Annotated in this window: 14 protein-coding genes and 5 pseudogenes; all 19 read right to left on the bottom strand. The window is 34.3% G+C overall.

Features of this window, described 5'->3' with window-relative positions; genetic code table 11:
• Positions 1 to 198: 198 nt before the first annotated feature.
• The 19 genes and pseudogenes from CEF18_RS05590 to CEF18_RS05485 all read right to left on the bottom strand — a co-directional run bounded on the left by CEF18_RS05590 (position 199) and on the right by CEF18_RS05485 (position 16,568).
• Complete coding sequence (locus CEF18_RS05590; RefSeq protein ID WP_110935571.1) at positions 199 to 573, bottom strand: NUDIX domain-containing protein; 375 nt, start codon at positions 571 to 573, stop codon at positions 199 to 201.
• Between the two features lie 183 nt (positions 574 to 756).
• Positions 757 to 1,281, bottom strand: coding sequence for an HAD family hydrolase (locus tag CEF18_RS05585; protein ID WP_110935570.1), 525 nt, complete (start codon positions 1,279 to 1,281; stop codon positions 757 to 759).
• A gap of 128 nt (positions 1,282 to 1,409) precedes the next feature.
• On the bottom strand, positions 1,410 to 2,114 hold the full coding sequence (locus tag CEF18_RS05580; protein ID WP_110935569.1) for an SAM-dependent methyltransferase: 705 nt from the start codon (positions 2,112 to 2,114) through the stop codon (positions 1,410 to 1,412).
• 152 nt (positions 2,115 to 2,266) lie between these two features.
• Positions 2,267 to 2,736: pseudogene (locus CEF18_RS05575) on the bottom strand (GNAT family N-acetyltransferase).
• Between the two features lie 43 nt (positions 2,737 to 2,779).
• Positions 2,780 to 2,949, bottom strand: a pseudogene (locus tag CEF18_RS05570) (DUF1272 domain-containing protein).
• Positions 2,950 to 3,124: 175 nt separating this feature from the next.
• Positions 3,125 to 3,481: pseudogene (locus CEF18_RS05565) on the bottom strand (DUF4256 domain-containing protein); the annotation flags it as partial.
• Between the two features lie 661 nt (positions 3,482 to 4,142).
• A complete protein-coding gene (locus CEF18_RS05555; protein WP_110935566.1) occupies positions 4,143 to 4,337 on the bottom strand; it encodes a hypothetical protein in 195 nt (64 codons plus the stop codon).
• 98 nt (positions 4,338 to 4,435) lie between these two features.
• The gene (locus CEF18_RS05550) at positions 4,436 to 4,645 is read right to left on the bottom strand and encodes a hypothetical protein (RefSeq protein WP_110935565.1); all 210 of its coding nucleotides are present in this window, start codon (positions 4,643 to 4,645) and stop codon (positions 4,436 to 4,438) included.
• Positions 4,646 to 4,736: 91 nt separating this feature from the next.
• A pseudogene (locus tag CEF18_RS05545) lies at positions 4,737 to 5,090 on the bottom strand (GNAT family N-acetyltransferase); the annotation flags it as partial.
• 250 nt (positions 5,091 to 5,340) lie between these two features.
• A complete protein-coding gene (locus CEF18_RS05540) occupies positions 5,341 to 5,988 on the bottom strand; it encodes an HAD family hydrolase (RefSeq protein WP_190238676.1) in 648 nt (215 codons plus the stop codon).
• Between the two features lie 250 nt (positions 5,989 to 6,238).
• Entirely contained in the window at positions 6,239 to 6,973 is a 735-nt protein-coding gene (locus CEF18_RS05535) for a class I SAM-dependent methyltransferase (RefSeq protein ID WP_110935563.1), read from the bottom strand.
• 194 nt (positions 6,974 to 7,167) lie between these two features.
• Complete coding sequence (locus CEF18_RS05530; RefSeq protein WP_110935562.1) at positions 7,168 to 8,040, bottom strand: serine/threonine-protein kinase; 873 nt, start codon at positions 8,038 to 8,040, stop codon at positions 7,168 to 7,170.
• A gap of 149 nt (positions 8,041 to 8,189) precedes the next feature.
• Positions 8,190 to 8,684: a hypothetical protein gene (locus tag CEF18_RS05525; RefSeq protein ID WP_110935561.1), complete on the bottom strand. Its 495-nt coding sequence runs from the start codon at positions 8,682 to 8,684 to the stop codon at positions 8,190 to 8,192.
• Positions 8,685 to 8,964: 280 nt separating this feature from the next.
• Positions 8,965 to 9,564, bottom strand: a complete 600-nt coding sequence (locus CEF18_RS05520) for a DJ-1/PfpI family protein (protein WP_110937602.1) — start codon at positions 9,562 to 9,564, stop codon at positions 8,965 to 8,967.
• Between the two features lie 106 nt (positions 9,565 to 9,670).
• On the bottom strand, positions 9,671 to 9,874 hold the full coding sequence (locus CEF18_RS05515; protein WP_110935560.1) for a hypothetical protein: 204 nt from the start codon (positions 9,872 to 9,874) through the stop codon (positions 9,671 to 9,673).
• A gap of 715 nt (positions 9,875 to 10,589) precedes the next feature.
• Entirely contained in the window at positions 10,590 to 11,876 is a 1,287-nt protein-coding gene (locus tag CEF18_RS05510) for an IS110 family RNA-guided transposase (RefSeq protein WP_110935559.1), read from the bottom strand.
• Between the two features lie 1,862 nt (positions 11,877 to 13,738).
• A complete protein-coding gene (locus CEF18_RS05495) occupies positions 13,739 to 14,608 on the bottom strand; it encodes a cation diffusion facilitator family transporter (protein WP_110935556.1) in 870 nt (289 codons plus the stop codon).
• Between the two features lie 301 nt (positions 14,609 to 14,909).
• Positions 14,910 to 15,310 (bottom strand): annotated as a pseudogene (locus CEF18_RS05490) (DUF7878 domain-containing protein).
• 478 nt (positions 15,311 to 15,788) lie between these two features.
• Positions 15,789 to 16,568 (bottom strand): coiled-coil domain-containing protein, encoded by a 780-nt coding sequence (locus CEF18_RS05485; RefSeq protein WP_110935554.1) that lies wholly within the window; start codon positions 16,566 to 16,568, stop codon positions 15,789 to 15,791.
• Positions 16,569 to 16,717 lie beyond the last annotated feature (149 nt).

Genomic DNA, 16,717 nt, shown 5'->3' with positions numbered 1-16,717 from the left:
CCCTCCTAGTAAAATAGCCTTGTTATACTTCTCTTAAATATTTTCCTGTAAAAATGGCAGCAACAGCTTGTTTCCATTAGCTCACATTTAGTTTAAATGTAAACTATCATATAGTTATAGCTCAATTAAAAATAGATTTATACAAACTTTTTAGTCTAATCCCTAAATGACCACCAAGTTCAGGAATCATTGCTTTGTCTAAGTCAAGCCACCTAAATGATAAATCCATCCATTATCTTCATCCTGACTACGTACAACAACCGTGAATTTATCACAACAATCTTCAATTGTTAATTGAAAGTAGTGTCGTGTAATAGAAGCATTCTTCTTCGCTAAAAAATACGTATGTTCTCCAAGATATGAATTTATTCTTAATTCGGTAAGTTCAGCCTCTTCATAAATTTCCCTGAGTAGGCATTCTTCTAACTCTTCACCTAACTCCTGAGTACCACCTGGAACTTGAAGTCCATACGATTCCACACCTTCTTCTAACATAGTAAGTAATTGGACTTCTCCATCTTTTATTCGAGTTATATAAGCAGTAACTTTAGTTAAATTATTATGTGCATTCATACAAACCAAAACCTTTCGTTTAATAATTGTTATGGTAAAGTCCCGCCTAAGTTACCACTCATTCTAGTTGTTATAGACTGTGTGTGGAGTCGACAAACCGGTAGTCACAATCTCTATAATACTAAGACAATATAATTGTTTAAGTCTATTGTTTCACAATCAAATAGGTTTTCACCGAAGCAGTTAAACAGTATGTATGTTATTCATATCTTCAAAATCCATAATTATTTCATACAGGTTATTCATAGAGTTAATCGTATAATCTGCATCCATAAAGACTGCACGTTTTCTTTCTTCTGTAAAAAATATCGTATGCATTCCCACAGCTTTTGAAGGAACTATTTCCTTTTCATAATCATTACCTATCATAATACATTCTTCAGGCTTGAGATGTAAATTACTAACAATTTTATTAAAAAAATCAAGGTTCGGTTTTGTGACTCCTAATTCACGAGAAGTAAATAGGAAATTAAAATATTTTCTTAAATCTACGCGATTTAAAGCCTCTCCCATTAATTCTGTAGTTGAGTCACCCGCGTTAGAAGCTACGCAACAAATATAATCTTTGCAGGCCATTTCTAATGCATGGTTCATACCGGGGACCGCTTCTATTTTCTCCCAATATGCCATAGGACCATCTAATTCAGGGAAATCCCACATTAGAGTGTCTCCCCAGTCGAATATTAAAGCTTTTATTTGTCGTGTCATTGTATTCTCCCCCTTAAGACTTGTGAACAAAACTGTTTCTATAGCGACAGAGCAATCAAAGTCTGTTTCACACTCGCTTCCTCGTTAGTACAAAAAGGGGCAACGCCGCTACGTTGCCCCCTCCTTTACTAGCTTTTTACTATTTTTAACATCGAGTTAGCATTTGTCTGAAATTCATATGGAACTTTCACTTCTTCAACTTTATACCCAATGTCAGCCAGATAACTTATTAATTTATCTAAATACTTATATCTTTTTCCCTCTAAATCTACTACAGGAAAAATACGAACTTCCTCTTTCGAAACCCTCAATAACTCATTTATGGTTTCTATGTGAAATTGATCACCTAATCTATCCGCATACATAAATAAAAAATGTGCAGAGAGAAGAATATCAAATTCTTCATTCTTAAACGGTAAAGAGGGTAATGTAACGGGAATGTATCTTTCGCTAGATTCCTTCATATCTTTGGCACAGTCTTGTAAGGCACTTAAACGATGGTTTCTTAGACCTTCTATATCTTTAAAATAATCCCACTTATAATTGTTTTGAGCTTTTTGCATATGTTCCATCGCATGTTCAATATCCTGGACACCTTTACTTTTTAGGTCTTCACCCGAATGATAATAAGCAATATCGCAAGCTGTTACGTCTAAACCTGCTTGGTTACCAACAGCAGTAAATGAACAAGCCCCTGCTGGACAATCGAGTATTTTTTTCCCTTGTAGTTCTTCTTTTGAAAGCGAGAACATATTTAAATACTCTTCAAAGGTTCTCCCAATAAAAACAATTCGCTCTAAATCTAACTTTGTACTCTGCTCAACTCTGCTCATCTCAACTCACCTCTTCTATAAGATTAGATTCATATTACCACAATGAAATGGAAATGATAACCTTTTTTCATTCGATAAACCTGACCCATATTTCAATAAATTCGAAACAAATTGCGTCAATCTTTCGTAGATCAGCGACTCCGAATTTATATTTAACAGACCTTTTTATAATAAATTAAGGTAGTATTGTCATTCAATATTTTCTTTACTCCTGTTTTGTTATAGCCCATTTTTTCGTATAGATAACAATTTCGTTCTTCCTCTAAAATTGTTGCTAATTCCCAGGTTATAGCTTGAGGAAACATTTCTTCAATTAAAAAGATAGCTTTTTGGGCGATCCCTTCCCCTTGATATGTAGGTAGAATAAACATTGGACTTATCCAAAACTTTACATCTTCTTCCCAAAAAACGCAGATAGCACCTCTAATTTTGTTGTCAGCTAATATCTTAAAAAACTACCATTAGGTTTATTTATTCTAGTTATTACTCTCTCGATAGTTTCGTTTGCTGGATTGGTTTCATAATCTTTATACTTCTCCAGCAAGGGCATAAATGCCTTGACTTGAATATCAAAAATAGATTGTGCATCATTAACGGTTGCCTTTTCTAATCTAATATTCATTTCTTCACCCACTTATTCATTTTATATCACTCTATAAAATCGATTACCCTACACTTTTGGGTCTTCTGACTAATTCTCCGTTACAATTCGGACAAATATTGGACATTTCGATCGTGCATTTCTCGCAAAACGTACATTCATGAACACAAATATAAGCATCTTGAGATATGTCTTTTCACATTTTTGACATGTCGTTTTCATCATTAATCCCATTAGAAAACCTCCTATAAATTAATTAGATCGATTATATTAAAGACTCAACTATTACAAACTTAAATAGGTTAGCATGCCTTGATATAGTTGGGGATCCCCTCATCCATTGTTGAAATTGAGCCTTTCCCCAGGTATGATCCAGTCTCACATTCAAATTTCACTGTCTGTTCAAAATTTAGACCCTTAGCGAGCCGCGGAAACCTCTGGCAGCATAGTAGGATTCTGCTCCATTGTGGTACATAAAAACTGTGTCGTAACGACGATCACAAAAAATGGCACCGCCGAGTTTTCTAATGTTAGCAGGTGTTTTCATCCAGCTCGATGTTTTTCTATCGAATTCTCCAATTTCTTGAAAATACCGGTATTGTTCTTCCGTTAAAAGCTCAATGCCCATGTCCGCAACCATATCAATAACGTTATTTTCTGGTTTAAATTTTTTTCTTGACTCCAGCGCTTCACGGTCGTAACAAACACTTCTACGACCTTTAGGACTTTCCGCTGAACAGTCATAAAAAATGTACTCACCCGTCTTTACTTCTCTAAAAAAATATTCGATAGTTTAACATTATCTCCATCAGTACGTTTTAATTTAATTTTACAAATGCGTTTTCCAATAACAAAACCAGACCAGAGTAAGTGTGTAATAAACCCAGAATTCTTCCTAACAATCTTCTAATAAACCAGCATGGTTTTTTTCAATTAAGTTTCTCCTCATTGGCACCATAGCAACAGCTACTCCGTTAGTTGGGCAGGTCATTTTTCTTTATAGTAAAAATTACTATAAGGTTTACAAAAGAACCTAATATCAAAGAACTAAATAAAACAATGCTCATAATTGCTGGACCAAATCCCCCATTAATAACGTCAAAGGAAACAAGAATTATTGGAACAAAAAAAACTAAAATAGCCAACAAAGTTTGCATAATAGTCGGTATGAATCTTTTTGAATAGCATACTTTCATCGTCCAATACACAAACGCTATAGTAACTAGTGACGGTAACAATATTACAAAAGTAAAATCTAGTAGTCTATCCAAAATATATCCCTCCATCTAAAATCTTATTTTAACTTTGTATAGCAGAGATCTACTTCAACTCATCTCCCCTGTAGCACCATCGAGAGCGAAGGCGTAACTATCGCAGTCCCGTTTGTTGAAGAAAACATTCTTATAATATCCACTTCACTTAGCCTTTTATAATTGGTTTCTAGTTTGATTTTTATTATTTTTTATAATCCGATTCAAAAAGATAATCTCTAGTGTGGCAAAAGCTACGAAAAAACCAGCAAAATAAGGGGAAGGCGACTCAATAAAAGTAAACAACAGAACAGCAAGTACAAAGAAAATAACACCAACCAAAATCTGTAATAATATTTTATTTTTATTCATACGACTACCTCCTTTCGATTTTACTGGAGAGAATTTACTATTCTCCTCGTTACTTTAAGTACACTTTTTCACTATTTCAATAATTGCTATATAAATGATTAGAGTATTATTTCAGATACTTTTTGATAACCAAAAGGTAAAACCGAAGTAACTAAAATACCTACTACTATAAAAGAAGTTGCTAAAACTCTATATTTCAAATGCGAAATTTCTTTTCTTTTATAGGCAATACTTAAGACTTTAATCATAGAAAAAACAGTAATGAATATTATTACAGCTGAAAAAATACTGGTTAGAATTACTACCATTTTAAACCTCCCTACTCAAAATTTAAGTATCTTACGAACACTCACTTAACAAGGTGCGTTCGCTTTATTAAAGTAAAGTACCTCCGTTTGTTCAATAAGAATTTAGTTTTCTAGCATATCGTAATGATACCTGTTGTTCTCCTGTTTCAGTTTCTTTGATTCTATTTTCTTTAAATAAAAAGCCTCTAGCTTCATAAAATGGGATACCTCTATGATTATCTTCTTGCACCGAAACCCATTGTTCAGAAATCCCTTTCCTCATTTGTTGTTGAGTGAAAGTTTCAAGTAGTTTTTTTCCAACCCATTCATATCTAATAGTTTCGTCAACATATAATACAAATATTTCTCCTTCATTTGATTCCGTTTTTGCACCACCAATTACTCCTACGACTTCTGAATTAAGTAATGCTATGTAAGAATAAATGCCTGCTTTTATATCTTTTTTTACACGTTCATTGTCGTACTAATACTCTACATTTTTCATTTAATATTCTTCACTTAACATTCCTTCTACTGTTTGTTTCCAGCCTTTCGAACAAATACTAGCAATAGCTTCTGAATGTATTGTCTTAGGTTTTTCAATAACGATACCCATTTACTCAACACCTCTGTTTCAAATTTAAAATCCTTTGTTCAGCTAAACTCTCATTTAGTTGAAGAAGCCCTAAAAAACCACCTACGGGACGGTCTTCTCTTTATAACAATTGAGTTAATTGATATGGATTATTAAATAAAAAGGTTGGATTCAGAGGGGATAACCTTTCAGTCTTCCCTTCTCCCCAAAGTGCAGCAACACTTATCATATTTGCAGAGTGTGTTGCCTGAATGTCTGTCGGTTGATCACCAACATATAAACATTCTATCGGCCTAACATTAAGTTTTTCAGCTAATTGTAATAAAGGAACAGGACTAGGTTTAAAATCCTGACAATCTTCCTTTCCCATAACCACTTCAAAAAAAGGATATAAACCAGTATTTTGTAACTCCTTAGTCGCATTTTGTTTTAGTTTAGCTGTAACAAGACCTAATTTAAATCCCTTTTCCTTAAGAATTTGAAGCATTTCCTTAATCCCATCATATTCTTTAATCATATGGTTATATTTACGATAATAATCTAAAGTCTCTTCTATAATTTTTTCTGTTTCAATGGATGATAAATAAGGAAACAAATCACTTAAGGCTTTGAATGGTTTTCCTAATAGATATTGTTTTTCAACCTCATTTATTTCCCTGTTTAATATTTTCTGAATGCCATAATTATAAGATTCCGTTCCTAACCATTCACTGTTAATTAACGTTCCATCTAAATCAAATAATACAGCTTTAAAACGATTCACATCCATTCTCAACTCTACCTTTCTCTTCTCAACTAAAATCGATTCAAAAAACATTATTCGACTTGATAATGGAAAGTCCTTCTCTTTAGTTTAAGTAAAAAATCACAAACTCTTAGGTTTTCTAATATCATATTAACATAAATTTTCCAATTTAATCTCTAATTTTAAAGAACCTAATTCTTATATAAACTGGCCTATACACAAAAAAAAGCGCAATTCTTATTACAGATTTGCGCCTGATTGTTGAAGAGAAAGTTTAACCCAATTGCTGGATTTCCATAAACTTTTTTGACGTAGCTTTTACTATAAGGAAATGAGGGCTGGTCATAAGATAGAAATAAGATTTCTCTTTCACTTCTTTCATCTTTTCTTGCGGTTGGGGTTCAATAAGCTCATGGAGATTGAAAAATTGAGTGGTTTTATTTACGATGCTTTGCATGGGTCTTCTGTAAAAGTTGACATCAATTGTAATATTAGGTTTGTTCCAGGTTTCTGATAAGAATTGGGTTTTAAAGTAATCCTCGCATTTGTGTCTTGTATAATCCATAAATGGGTGATGAACCGAAAATAAAAAGGTTCCATCTGCTTTTAGAATGCGGTTGAATTCTTGAAATGTGTATGTCCAATCCTTTAAATAATGAAGTGTAAGTGAGCTTACAATCACATCAAAGGAATTATCATTAAAAGGAAGCGTATCTTGAAGATCATGACGAAGGATTGTCGCTTTTCCCCCTAAACGATGCTTCGCTGCTTTTACCATTTCGGGACTTACGTCTATACCTGTAACTTCCGCCCCTTGCTGCAATAATTGAGAAGAATACCATCCAGCCGAACAACCAGCATCAAGCACCTTTTTCCCTTTTAATTGTGGAGGCAAAGCTGTCATCATAGCTGGGCGTTCATAATAAGCGTTATAAGGACTCCCCTCATCAACATCGTTTTGATATGTATTGGCTAACTTATTATAAATTTCGCTCGTAGTATCTTTCATGTAATTCCCTCCTTCATATAACATTAATTACAAGTTCATTTTTTCGTGAAAAGTCCTCTTATTCCATTAAATGGAACTAGCACAATTCTTGCTACAGAATTGCGCCTGATTGTGCAGATAGAATCGATAGCAATTAGGTACTAAAAGGCAGCTAGCTTCTTTCCCTAACGCTCTCCTTGAGCTTTAATAATGCTTCACAAATGCTGTTTTGAGGCTGATTCCCAATCTGAGATGAATTCTTCTATTGTTGAATATCTTTCTCTTCTATCTGATTTAACTGCCTTTATTGCCACTTGATAAAGTTCCTGTCCTGCATCCCACAAAATTGAACGGTCTAATTCTCCGCCTAACAGTCCAAATGCGATTGCTCCCATATTAAATACATTCGTTCTTTCATCAATATTCGAACCTATTTTGAATTCTTCTGGTGACATAAATCTTGATGAACCCCAAAGTCGCCCCATTGTATTGATAAATGGTTTTTTCTTATATAAATCAATGTCGCAAATCTTTGTTACATTATTTTTAAAGTCATATAAGATACTACCGTCATAAAAATCAACTGCTACATAATTATTCTTTTCCACATTGAGATGGAAATCTAATATACTATTAAATGACCTTAAACGTTGTTCAACTGGTAATTGCTTGAACCGATAAAACGGAGATCCAGGGTGAGTGTACTTATGAGGTGGGGGAAACGACCAATGGGAGTGAAGACATTCCCCATCAAACCACTCAAAAACTAACACATACCCTTTCTCAACCTCAAAATGTTCGATTAAATGTATCAAATGTTTATATTGCAATTCTCTATAAAGTGGGATTGAATTCTTTAACAACTCTATCGCATCTTCTGGTTGTCCTGTATATTCTTTTGTCTTTGCACCAGCATACTTCACAAACTTTTTTGTTCCGTTTTTTTCAATTCCAAAACATATATTTCCTGAATCTTGTTCATCAAAAACGCTGAAGACCTCTCCCATATTTAATAGCCATTCGAAGTTATGTTGTTCTTTTAATTGAAATGATACCTTATCTAAACTTATAACTTGCAATTCGACCATTTAAATCCTCCATTTATTTTACAATATTGATGTATTCTTTTCTTCCACTAAACTGCTTCGTTCATTCTCCCTTTAGCACCGCAACAGCACCAATGGCATGTTCAACTATTGCTGCTTTTAGCACAACAACAATAGCAATCTCTTGAATACTATTCATTTATTTCATATATTAATGTATCAAATAATTCACCATCGGTATAAAGTAATAAAGCCCACTCTCCCGACTCTGGTATTTTTACTGTTGATGGTGTATGTGCATCTGCACCGTTGTTTGGTCCACTAAGAGTTTTAGTCCACCCATCTATTAGAATTTGGTGGACAGTTCCTGTTTCTTTATGAAAACCAACAACCGTTAATTCTATGTTCTCAAGATTATCCATTCCCCATAGATGCCACATCCACTTTTGATTGCTTAAACTAGGCATATCAGCACCAATGACGCCTGACTTATTTTCATTCCCAATGATACCTCTATTACCAAATTTAACTGCTTTTTCTTCCCAATTAATCGCTTCAAAATCATTTTTTTGTACAAACTCAGGTATATCTTCGGGTAATTCTATTTCTTCTATAGTAGTTTCATCTGTTGTACAAGCTACCAAAACAAATAACATACTAAATAAAATTAGCTGAATTCTTTTCATAAAATCACCCCTACTTTTCTATTCTTATACCAAGTATTCCAACACCTCTTCAACAAACCTCCCCAATACTTTAAGTGGTAAAATTCACAAACCCTCACATTTTCTATTATCGTTTTAACATAAATCCCCAACTCATTTTCTATATCTTAGGAACTACTTTTAACCATCCGGCACGATTACGGAATACTAAAATGCGGAAAATATGCATAAATAATTTCACAGTAATGTTACTAAACCACTTTTTGTAAACAAGAAATAGAATTGTAGTTACTTTCTGACTCTAGTCAAGTAATATTTCGTATTCCATTCCACGGGCTGTATTTGAAGCTATTTCTTTTCCAAGAAGACGATTTACAATATGAAAAGACATATTTATTCCTGCCGAAACCCCGCCTGAAGTCACAATATTACCTTGGTCAACGAATTTTACATTCCTTTGTAGTGTTACCTTTGGAAACTTGTTTTCAAATCTATCATAGCTAAACCAATGTGTAGTCGCCGTTTTCCCGTTAAGTAATCCTGCTTTAGCTAGTAAAAAAGCACCCGTGCAAACCGAAGTCATAATATGAACATTAGTCATTTGACTAGTTATCCATTCTATAACCCGTCTATTGTGTATTTGTGTTTCTCTTGCTCCAGGTCCACCTGGAACCACAACGATATCAAAAGAAGGTGCGTTCTCAAAGCTGTAATCAGGTTGAACTTTCAACCCGTTTCTAGCATGTATCATCTCTCCAGTTTCTGAAATGGTGCTTACAATGAATGCTCTAGTTGTAAAGTCTTCATATTTAGTCACGGAAAAAACTTCAAAAGGACCTGCAAAATCGAGCACTTCAATCTCGTCAAACAGTAAAATCCCAACAGTCCATTGCTTATTCATTGACATATAATCCTCACCCCTTAACATAATAAAAAGCATTTGATAGGAATTAGGTACTAAAGAGCCGCTAACTTCTTGCACTAACGCTTCCATTAGTTGATTAGTGTTATTTATTTGCTGTGTACTTTTTATATCTATTTTCTGTATATAACCAAGTACCAGTTCCAAACAGAATACCAAATATTATTGAAGTCATTATGTACTCTGATATCTTTTCAAACGCTTTATCTAAGAAAAAATCTAAACCTACTTTTCCTAATAAAAAACCTGTTCCTCCAAATAAAATCCCATAAAAAGGATATATTTCCATTTACCCATTTTTCGAGTTTTACTCCATTTATTAAAGAACTTATAATCCCTAGAAATAGTAATCACCCCTCTTTCTTATATTTTTCATTTTCCATTTAAAACCAATAACTTCTTCAACACAGCTCACCAATACTTGGATAGAGGCTTCTATACCATTTTTTTAACAAATTGAACAAACCAATATAATGCTATCCAAGGTAGCACATGGCATTTTGCCCAGCCAATAGAGCCACCATTATAATAAATACTCCGTTTTTTCTCTTCTCTTTCTTGTGCTATACTCCCTCTATAATCTTTTTGTTTTCTTACGAAAACTCCGTTTATCTAAGGATTTCATAGCTACTCTTTACCACTAGACATTATTTACATGGTTAGTTTTAACTTATCTTTTAAAAAATGGATGTTAGGGGGCTGATTGACCAGCTCCACTTAAGTAATTTTTTAAAAGTAGAGGGGAATTTTACGTATGATCGCAACGATGGATCTCCACGTTTCTCATGGGGTTAACCCTCCCATGTCTCCCAGAGTCAATGCTCCTACATTCCTTCGTTCAACCTTGCCATGAGGGTGGAGGTCAGATATGCTCCCCGCCAGGGTCTCTGCCCGTAGTTTTAGTTTATGTTCTGACTTCTCCGTGCTTCAAATGTCTTTTGATAATAAGTAAGTTGTTTAAAATCACTTAGGTTAATAGAGTTTAATAAAACATGGTATTTGAGTTATGCAGCTTCCTGTAAGTTATTAAAGTGTGGAATATCACTAAGCATCTTTTCTTCACTGAACTCACACTGTTTAGTGCCTACTGTAAATAAGATTCGTATTAGTTTATTGCATATGGCAATTAAAGACGGCATTTTTTTTAACGGATTGTCTGGACGGGTCGTATAATACTCATGCAGATCTTTAAAGGCTTGGTTCTTAGCGACTAACGGCATTACAACTCGAAAGAGGAGAGCTCTGAGCTTCTTTCTCCCTCGTTTTGTAATGGTTGTGCGTCCTTTATGAAGTCCTGATGTATTTTCCCGTAAGTTTAGTCCAGCTAGTTTAATAATTTGTTTTGGATGAGAATAGTTTCTTAGATCGCCTACTTCAGCTAAAAATGCAGCGACCGTATCTTTCCCTATTCCTGTGATTGCCACCATATTATGAACACCAGGAACTTGTTTAAGCAATTCATCTAAATGAGCATCTAGTTCTTCGAACTTTTCTTTCAATAAGTCATATTGAGCTAATAAGGTTTTAAGCTCTAATTTAGCCATGTTATTTCCTTGTTTAATGCCGACTGAACAACAAGCCGCCTCTTTTAATCTCCTCACTCTACTTAAACCAACACCTCTTTGGGCGCCCTTTTTGAGGTGTTTTAAAATTTCACCATCAGATAGTTTCAGTAGCTCATGTGGTAGTAGATTAAGCTTTAAAGTACGAAGTGCAGCTTTTCCTTCCCAGTCTTTAAAGGCTGTAAAAAACTCAGGGAAATAGCGGTCTAGCCAATTGTGAATCTTACCTTGTACAGAACGTAGGTCAGTAGATAATAGCTCGCGCACTTTCATTGCTCCTCGAAGTTCTGCATAAACACCTTCAGGGATACTTGGTTCAGCGTAGCGACCGTCTTTGACCAACTGTGCTATGACTTTGGCTTCTTTCACGTCATTTTTTGTTGGTGAATTATCGTCTAATTCTTTGCTTTTCTTAGTGTGCAATGGATTGACCACAACACACTTGATATTTAACTCTTTTAAATAATGTGCAAGGTTAAGCCAGTAATGTCCTGTTGGCTCCATACCAACGAAGACTTTATTCATTTGATTATCAACTTGAAGTTGTTTAATCCAACCTATTAAGCCATCAAACCCTGATTGAGTATTTTCAAAAGTAATAGATTTCCCTAGATCCATTCCTCTGAAATCCTGTGCTCTTGCGACGTGATTAAACTTTGCAATATCAACACCTATAATTAGTGTTTCAGCTGTGATTTGAGCAATTTTGTGATTTTGGTTATAATTCATTAGTGAGTCCTCCTTGGTTATCAATTAAGGGTCCTTTTGCGCGCAAAGCTTTGGACACCTCGTATCATACCAAGAGGACTCTTTTTCTATCAAACTCTAAATTCTTTAATTACAGGAATGCTCCCCGTTAGCACAAGAACGTTTCCATTATGACAGCGTTTTATTGACTGAAATTCTCTCGTATATTTCATCTATAATTTTAGATATGGGTAGCATTCCATCCACAATAATGTCTGAATTCGGTTTAACCGACTTTAACATTTCAAGATAGCTCCGTCTTCCTTGTGAAATATTGGGTTTCTCTCTATCACTAAACTCCTTCTCAGTTTAACATTAATTCCCTTTTTACTGACACAAAAAATGCGGCCCTTGTTAAAAAAACGCTCCCTTTAATACAAGAAGAACATAGTTTTAATCAATCTTCTTAACAATCAATACTCTATCCTGATTTACTCCATCATAATAGAAAAAAACAGAAACTCCATCAACATGTTTAACACCTGTTTCAACATTAATTCCATCTTTGTATGATAGGCAATCGAAAACCTTATTAACTGGCGTAGTAATAGCACGAACAATATTTCTATTAAACTTTTTTATCCATTGAAAAATTAATATAAAGTTGCTTTCCAATATGGTTTTTACGGCACTCAGGATTAACACTAAGGTTATGGAATCCTGCGAATAAGTGAGCATTCAAGAGATATATCAATCACCCTGAGGGACTTGAACAAGCATTTACTACTTCTTTTCAGCAACAACATAAACATAATTACCTAAAATACTACTACATTTATTTTAAACTTTTTCTATTTTCTCAGTTTCAATATCCTTGAATTGGTTCAGACGTTCCCCCCTCTTTTTTCGTTTTCATGTTTTCCATGTCTTTACCCAGCTTCAGAACATCTTCAATACTCTCGTTCATAGAATTTCTTTGGCTCTGTAACCTTTAATCGATTTTTCAACAGTTTTTCATCTTTGGTTTTATCAATTTTACCAGCACCTAGTCCTTCATTAATCATCTCATCAATTTGGTGTTAATCTTTAATAAGCTCTTCCCCCTTTAAAACTTGCTTTTCTTAAATTGAACATCAAATCATTTGATGTTCAATTCGAACATAACTTATGAATAATCAATGACCATTCTTCTATTTGCACCCTTTATATAACCACCTTGCGATAAATTTGATAAGCAGTTCCATCAAACAGCATGGAAAGTTAACTTATTTGTGTCCCATATTGACTTAGATCCAATCTTCCGAAAACAAAATCAGTTAAAATTTGACTCCCGTCAGAATTAAAAATATACTAAATTAAATTAGAAAATACTTTGATCCTTTTTTTAGAGGAATATTTGGACAGCTTTACCCTCGGTTTTGTTGGGAACTTAGGTTGTTCGCGAGACCTTTACTTTCTAATTGGAAAGGTCTTTTTTAGTGTAATCAGATTTTCGAAAGGGATGGTATGGATGTCTTTAAAAAGAACAATCACAAGCTACTTAAAGCACAACGGACCAACATTGTTGAAAGAGAAAGGGATTCCTCTGCTGAAAAAGGAGCTTGCGAAAAGAAAGGGTAAGAAATTGTAATGTCGAATGAACTATTTCAACCGGCACAAACTCTTAGGTCTATTATTAACACATTAACATAAATTTCCAATCGGATTTCAATTTATTAGTACTTCCTATTTCTACAATCTAGTCCTATACAAAAAAAGGCGCTATTCTTATTATAGAATTGCGCCTTCTTTTTGCAGATCATTCTTCTATTGCATCTTAGTTTTATACTGCGAAATAATTACTTTAATTTAATAGTTGAATCACGTTTATTACGGAATAGGGTGTCAAAGCCTAATAATTGTTTTTAATATGGTTCAACATGAATATGGACATCAAAAACATCATAATCCTTCATCATGACTTGTTCTACACGGGTAGCAATATCATGTGCTTCTTTAATATCTAAAGCAGAACTAACGAGAATAACCACATCAATTATTTCATTGTTTCCGTAACTTCTACCTTTTATATCTTTTATTTCCTCAACTCCATCTAATTGGGAAATTAGATCTCGGTAGAGTTGTAGCTTATTAATATCAAAACCATCGGAGAGTTCATGAGATGCTTGAGTAAATATCCCCCAAGCGGTTTTACAGATTAAGAGTCCAACGATGAGGGCAGCGATTATGTCAAGCCAAGGCATATTCAACTGTGAACCAAATATACCTATAGCTACTCCAATACTTACCCAGGCATCGGAAATATTATCCTTTGCCGCGGCCATCACTGCCTTACTATTTATTTTTTCAGCTAGCTTCTTGTTATAACGATATACAAAATACATAATTACAGCAGAAATAAGACCTACATACCCAGCAAGAATGTCTGGAGATTCCTTACTGCCTTGAATAATGGAATTTACAGCACCAACCAGTACTTGGAAACCAACTGCTATCATGATAAAAGATGCAATCATGGAAGCAATTGTCTCGCTTTTCCAGTGCCCGTAGCTATGATCTTTATCTGGCGGTTTTTGGGCTAATTTTAAACCTATTAGTACCGCAATGGAAGCAATAATGTCCGTTGTATTGTTAAGACCATCTGCTCTCAAAGCTGCAGAATCACTTATATTTCCAATGATTAATTTAATAATAGATAGGCATAGATAAGCAATAATACTAATAATTGCCCCGCGTTCGCCCAATTTTAAATCCTTGTACTTTTTCGCTTCCATGAAATTACCTCCACCGTTTGTAAAGCCATAACCATATTACCAAACTAAATTTGAGTGGGTCTATAGCAACCTTTTTGCCCATGACTGCACATGAAAGAAGTACGCAATTATTTTGCGTGAACGCAAACCCGTGAAACAAAGGGACGGTTCCGTGCATCATTTCAACGGTGGGGATATTTGTTAATTAGACATGAGAAAATAAACATACCAAACCACCCTATGAAATGAATCCATTAAGATTCTTAATAAAACGCATCTATATAATTTTAGCTCTGCATATAAGATCTATTTAATGTACTCATCAAGGTTCACGACATATTTTATATCGTGAAGTTGTTTTATTTAACTCATGTAAATAATCTCTAACAGCCTCTACTAATGTCTCAGTAGCAAAGAATTCTTGAGACTCAAAATTCTGCCAAATGGAAAAATACTCCAATTATTATTGCCTTCATAAAGAAAATTTAGAATTACCTCGTCATGGTCAATAGTCTCGTAGTTCATATTTATTCTATTTCCTTTTTGAACTTTTTTGATCCATTCCCCCAATTGAATTCCTAGCTCAGCAACATTGATGTATGGGTCTTCGAAATATAGTTTTTCTTTAAGTGAAATTTTAAATTCACCTTCAATAAAGCCATTATTATAAGCTGCTTTATTTTCATAATCAGAGTTTAAAATAAACGAAAACTTAATCTCCATAAATAATTACTCCCTCGGTCTCCTACTTCAGTAAACCTTGTTTTTTTGGAAAAACTAGAAAGAGCGAAAGTGGAGACTTTGGCAGGAAAGCAGCCGCCTGGAGCGAATTCGAATCCTCTGTTAGACGGAAACGTTTAAGGTCAATCGCCAATCACTCGTTTTTCTTCCTCGATTTATTTCTCGGTCTCATCATACCAACGTTCGAGCGATGTATTTCTGATGCGAACTTTTAAAAATATCCTGTTCTTTATTATACAGTTGAAATTCTAAACATCAGACATAATCGACAAGTCCGTGTCTCCAAGTGATGAACATCGATAAAACCGTTTGAAAGCCATATCGATCCAGGTAAAAAAAGCTGCCATATTTAGGCAGCCCGCTAGGTAGATTTATATATTCAGCTTTGGACTATTAATATTTTCAGTGCCCACTCAAGCCATCTTCTTTTAAGATAAAGATATATTATTTTATAATCCTCTTACCTTTCTATTTTTTCAATAGAAACACCAGGAATGGATATACTCCCGCCCATTGTAGATTCATAAGTCAATAAGCCAGTAGAGATACCCATAATCGTAATGGTATCATCTTCTAAAATTCTAGAATCAACAACAGAAGATTCAAATTCAGCAAAAACCATGGTATCGTAATTATCATTAGCAGCTAATCTAATTTGAGTTATACCGTCACCTTCCATTACTTGAACAACCTTCCCATGAAATTTAACTTTTTCAAAAATATGGTTATCGGGATTTCTTGCTAGTTGGTCATAGGTTATCCCTGTGTCATAACCTCTCTTCTCTTCCTCTTCCGCCAATCGTTTTGCTTCAGCTTGAGCCTTTTCTTCCTCTTCAGCTTTTGCTTTTTCTTCCGCTTCTTTCTCAGCCTTAGCAGCAGCCTCTTCTGCTTCTTTCTTAGCCTTTGCTTCTTCTTCTTTTTTCTTTAGTTCAGCCTCTTTTTCTTTACGCTCGGCTTCTTTTAGTTGAAAAAATGGCTCCGCTTCTTTTACTTTAGCTTCCAACTCTTTTTTTTCTCCTTCAAGTGCTTTAACTTGCTTATTTATATCCGATAATTCCCCTTCAAGTGCTTTGACTTGCTTATTTGTATCCGAAATGGTGTCATTTAGAGTAGTTTTTTCTTGATCCAGTGCATCTACCTGCTCCTGAGAAGGGCCAAATATGCCTCCAATGATTAAAGCAATAAATGCTACCAAAATATATCCCCATCTAAGTTTTATAAAACCTAATACCTTTTCCATATGCAATTCTTCCTCTCTCATGTAGTATATTTATATCATAATATAAGTCCTACTATTTTCATAGAAAAATTTGCAAATAATTTCTATAGAATTCATTATTATTATTTTAATTAGAGGGTTTAGCAAGTCCTGTCAGTATATACACGTAT

The sequence above is a fragment of the Salipaludibacillus neizhouensis genome (genome assembly GCF_002886185.1).
Lineage (GTDB): Bacteria > Bacillota > Bacilli > Bacillales > Salisediminibacteriaceae > Salipaludibacillus > Salipaludibacillus neizhouensis.
The sequence above is the reverse complement of the archived record's forward strand: the minus strand, read 5'-3'. Positions and strand labels throughout refer to the sequence as shown.